This window comes from Pseudoxanthomonas sp. J35 (assembly GCF_000513995.1).
GTDB lineage: Bacteria > Pseudomonadota > Gammaproteobacteria > Xanthomonadales > Xanthomonadaceae > Pseudoxanthomonas.
Genome location: NZ_AZVB01000037.1, coordinates 1 through 1,638 on the forward strand (window position 1 = coordinate 1; position 1,638 = coordinate 1,638).

A 1,638-nucleotide genomic window follows, 5' to 3' on the forward strand; every position below is an offset into this window, starting at 1 on the left:
ATGGCCCTCGAGGCCGAGCGGTGATCCGCAAGGGCGGGAAGTCTCCTTTTTACTCGTCCAAGCCGACGCCGCTTCGCGGCGCGGCTTAACTCAGGTGTTAGAACTCAAGGGGGAGAACTTCGCGTGCTCACATTCAAGACACAGTTTCCGATTAACGCCGAAAAGACGACTGAGGACCTACTTGACTGCACACACGCATGGATTTCGGGGAGTCCACACAGCGAATTGGCACGTAAGCTCAGTGGCATCAAGTTTGAGGATGGCACGTCCGTATCAACGGCAAACGAGTCGGTCCTGTCTTCTTCGTTCAAAGACTCCGAAAGAGAAACGGCGGGAGTGCGATACGAGAAGCGCGAGGATGGCGAAATCAGATGGATAACGGACGTTGTTGGTTCAAAGTCGAAAGATGGATTCATTGTTGCGGTCCAGCTTAGTGTCGACTCCGAGCTTCCTGTCGAGAGATTGGATCAGGGAAAGCGACCATACATCCTGAAAAGCCTGATGGAGAGGATTGGTGGTGGTGTTGATGGCGACCTGATCGTTTCTGACAAGCCAATCTTTCTGAAAGAGCAAGATTTGTCTCTTGCTGCCGACATCATCTGCGCAAAAGCAAATTACACAATGCCTGTTGTGTATGTAAGCGCTGACAACAGAGACAAACCATTCATCGATCCCGATCAAACCGCGAAGTGGCTGTCTGGCATGGCTCATGTTGTTGTCGAGCCCAGTCGGTCTTTCTCTTTCAAGCTCATGCGAGAAGTCTATGGAGAGAACGCATACGGTGGTGCTGTAGGGATCTACTGGCCAGATGGCGTCGGAAAATGGCTGTTCCTGCCAACCGGCAACTATTCCGATCCTAAGGAAATGCAGATTGCCGTATCAAGGAAGGTACGGGCTTCATTGCTTTCGCAACGAACAAAAAGAGAATGCACTTGGTCCAACCTTCAAGAGCTGATCGCGAGGCACCGCCTTCAGGAGCTGAAGGACTCGGGGTCAAATGACATCAATGAGTACATTCGACACTTCGATGCTGAGATGGCATCGAAGGATGAGGAAATACAACGACTAGAAGCGGAACTGGCACGCGCCAAATATGCGCGTCAGCTTCCCAGCGGCGTATCTAACACTGACGGAACAAGTCTTGCTCTTGCCTCTACAGAGAGAGACCTTTATCAAGGTGAGCGCTTAGATATAATTATTGATTCACTAAAAGCTGCTGCCGACGCCGCGGAGCCTCATAGCCGACGCCGAGATGTTTTGACTGACATTATTAAGCAGAATGCGCATTCTGGCGAGCGCGAACAGATTTTGGAGCGACTCAAGCAAGTTTTGCGTCAGTATGACTCAATGACAGTATCTGCTCGCGCTGAACTGGAGTCGCTCGGGTTCGCAATTCTGGAAGACGGAAAACACCACAAGCTCATCTTCCATGATGATTCTAGATATCCATTCATTCTTGCAAAAACTGGCAGCGACTGGCGTGGCGGGCTGAATGCTTTCTCTGATTTGAAGCGCCGCATTTTCTAGTTGATCGCATTGAGTTCTAACAATTCCGTGGGGAGCTTCCCGTCAACCCGGGGTGCATGACGTCCTTGCCTTGAGCTTCAGGCATTGCTGCTTCCTCGTTGTGGTGTTGTT

General features: G+C 51.0%; 1 protein-coding gene. It reads left to right on the forward strand.

Features of this window, described 5'->3' with window-relative positions:
• The first annotated feature begins 123 nt into the window (after positions 1-123).
• A complete protein-coding gene (locus tag PSEJ35_RS17335) occupies positions 124-1,527 on the forward strand; it encodes a hypothetical protein (RefSeq protein ID WP_156924824.1) in 1,404 nt (467 codons plus the stop codon).
• The last annotated feature ends 111 nt before the right edge of the window (positions 1,528-1,638 follow it).